Origin of the sequence: Azospirillum brasilense (genome assembly GCF_003349955.1) — a bacterium.
Lineage (GTDB): Bacteria > Pseudomonadota > Alphaproteobacteria > Azospirillales > Azospirillaceae > Azospirillum > Azospirillum brasilense_B.
In genome coordinates this window covers 1-3,001 of the sequence record NZ_QLKQ01000157.1, presented here as the reverse complement: position 1 = coordinate 3,001, position 3,001 = coordinate 1, and the positions used below count along the sequence as shown (strand labels likewise).

At 68.3% G+C, this 3,001-nt stretch carries 1 protein-coding gene; it reads left to right on the top strand.

All coding sequences use genetic code 11. From position 1 onward, the window contains the following. Positions 1 to 239: 239 nt before the first annotated feature. Positions 240 to 3,001 (top strand): carbohydrate-binding domain-containing protein (locus DXK32_RS31755; RefSeq protein WP_114862135.1); only part of this gene is annotated, 2,762 nt, incomplete at its 3' end.

Here is a 3,001-nt window from a genome sequence, read left to right as displayed (position 1 = left end):
CTTCGTGTAGTGCCCCTTACCTAGGAATCCTGTTCCGTTGCTACCCAGACCCCAATGATCCGGGCGAGAAAGCCCGGCAACCCTTCCCATGCGACCTGTGACCAGTGTCCCGGCTGTGGCCATTCTGGGACCAATGTCACACACCCTATCGATAGTGGTATGCCAGCTTTGAAGCGTGAGGGAGCATTCCGCAACCCTCGGGACGGGCGGACTCCCGCCCGCAGGCTTCAGGGTCTCACATGTCCACGCCCCCGCAACGGACCATCGACATCCCGATCGTCGTGAACGCCTGGGGCGTGTCCGCTGGCCAAGCGCCGCATTTCCGGCTGCTGGTCGACGGCGTGATGATCGGCGAGGCATGGGTTGCCGCCACCTCCAGCACAGCCTATCGCTTCACCGCCACGGTCGATCCCGATCAGGCCCACCGGATTTCGATCTGGTATGACAACGACGGGGTGGTGAACGGGGTGGATCGCAACCTGTTCGTCGGCTCCATCCTCGTCGACGGGCAGGAGATCAAGTCCACCGACGCACGCGTCACCTACGACAAGGGCGCGGTGGACGGAAAGGACGTGGTCCCCGGCCAGGTCGGGCTCTACTGGGGCGGACTGCTGTCCTTCGGGCTGGGGGAGGAGATGTTCGGCGGCCCGCTGGTCCGCCCCCCACCCAAGCCGGAGGAGGTCATCACCCGCCCCATCCCCATCACCGTCGAGGCGGCGCTCGGCGCCACCGCCACGGGACCGGTGCGCTTCAAAGTCCTGGTGGACGGCACTCTGGTCGGGGAGGCGGAGGCCGCGTCCGACACCGCCGAACGCTTCACGTTCGGCGTGACCCTCGACCCGTCCATCGCCCACACGGTGCAGATCCTGCCCGCCGACGGGACGCGGGCTGGAGATCTGTCGTTGGGGACCGTGGCAGTGAACGGCAAAAGCCTTGCCACCCCCACGCCCACCCAGGACGGCGCCATCACCCTGGAGATCGCCGCCCCGGTGTTCCAGGGCGGCGCGTCGGACGCCCCGGCCCCGCAGGGCGACGCCTTCTACGTGGCGAAGAACGGCAACGACGCCTGGTCGGGTCGGCTGGCCGAACCGAACGCCGAGGGCACCGACGGCCCCTTCGCCAGCCTGGAGCGGGCGCAGGCGGCCATGCGAGCCGGCACCGTCAAGACCACCTACGTCCGCGAGGGCGATTACACCCTGACGGGCACCCTCAGCCTCGGCGCGCCGGACAGCGGAATCCGCATTCTGGGCTATCCGGGCGAGCAGGCGGTCCTCAGCGGCGGCGAGCGGGTCACCGGCTTCACCTATGAGGGCAACGGTGTCTGGTCGGCGCCCCTGTCCGCCGCACCGGGGCTGGACATCACCGTCGGCGGCGTGCGCTACCGGCTGGCCTCAAAGGCCGCCTACGACCCGCAGGACCCGACCACCGGCTGGTTCATCGCCGACGCGAGCGCCTCTGGCGCCAGCAAGAACGCGCTGCGCTACCGCGCGGGCGACGTCACGACCGCCGATCTGGTGCCGGGAAGCCGGGTCCAGGTCTTCGACACCGAACGGCTCCAGGACGCGATCCTGACGGTCGCCGGAATCGACACGGTGACGCGCACCCTGACCTTCACCGCCGACGCGCCCTTCACCATGCGCGACGGCTCCACCTTCAAGCTGCTGGGCAACAGCGCCCACGTCGATCAGGTGGGTGAATTCGCCTACCGCGCCTCGGATGGGCGGCTGGTCATCAAGGCGGGGGAGACCTTCGACGGGACCGGGGTGGAGGTTGCCCGGCTCGGCACGCTGCTGCGGCTGAACGGCGCCAACGGGGTGACGATCCAGGGGCTGACCTTCACCAACACGACGACGGACGGCAACGCGCTCGACGTCCTGAACGGCGACGTCAACACCATCGCCGGCAACAGCTTCGTGAACGTCGGCACCGGCATCCGGCTGACCCAGGGGTCGGACCGCAATCTGGTCAGCGGCAACTACCTGGACCATCTCGGCATCAACGGCATCGCGCTGACCGGCCAGTCGATCGGCAACACGGTCACCGGCAACCGCATCCAGCACATCGGCGAGGTGCGCAAATACGCCGGTGGGATCATGGCGTCGGGGATCAGCGACACGGTGATCTCCCACAACGACATCGACCACAGCTCGCGCTACGGCATCTCGGTCAAGAACTGGGACACCGCGACGATCAGCCTGAACAACGCCATCCTTTACAACCGCGTCCGCAACACGGGGCTGGAGACGGCGGATTCCGGCGGCATCGAGCTGCTCGGACGGTCGAACCTGAACACCGGCACGCGGATCGAAGGTAATTGGGTCGAGCACACCGGCGGCATCGCCACCACCAGCACCGGCCAGTGGCTGCGCGACTACAAAGGCTACGGCATCTATCTGGACGACCTGACCAGCGGCGTGACGGTGACGGGCAATTTCCTGCGCGACACCGCCTGGGCCGCCGTCATGATCCATGGCGGGCACGACAACACCGTCACCAACAACGTCAGTGTGCTCGGCGCCAACGGCGAGAGCTTCATCCGCATCGAATGGGTTCCCCTGGCGGGCGCCGCCGGCATCCCGGCGAACAACACGGTCACCGGCAACCTCGTGTCGGGGGGGACGCCGCTCGGTGGCTACGTGACGATCCTGTCGGCGGGGCAGAACGCCATCGACGCCAATTTCCTGCACCAGGTCGGCGCCTACGGGGCGAACGACCGGACCGGGGACCCGCTGTTCGCCGATGCCTACAACCACGATTACAGCCTGCTGCCGCTGTCCCCGGCGCTCACCGCCGGCCTCCAGGATCTCGCCTGGACGCTGATGGGCATCGTCTCCGGCGGCGGCGCGACGCCCCCGCAGCAGGGTGGTGGGGGAATCACCCCCCTTCCCCCCTCCGATCCACAGACCAACCAGCCGCCCGCTCCGGTGCCGGTTCCCGACAACGGGACGCCCGCCACACCGCCGGTCCTTGAGCCCGACGGCGGCACGACCCCGTCCCCACC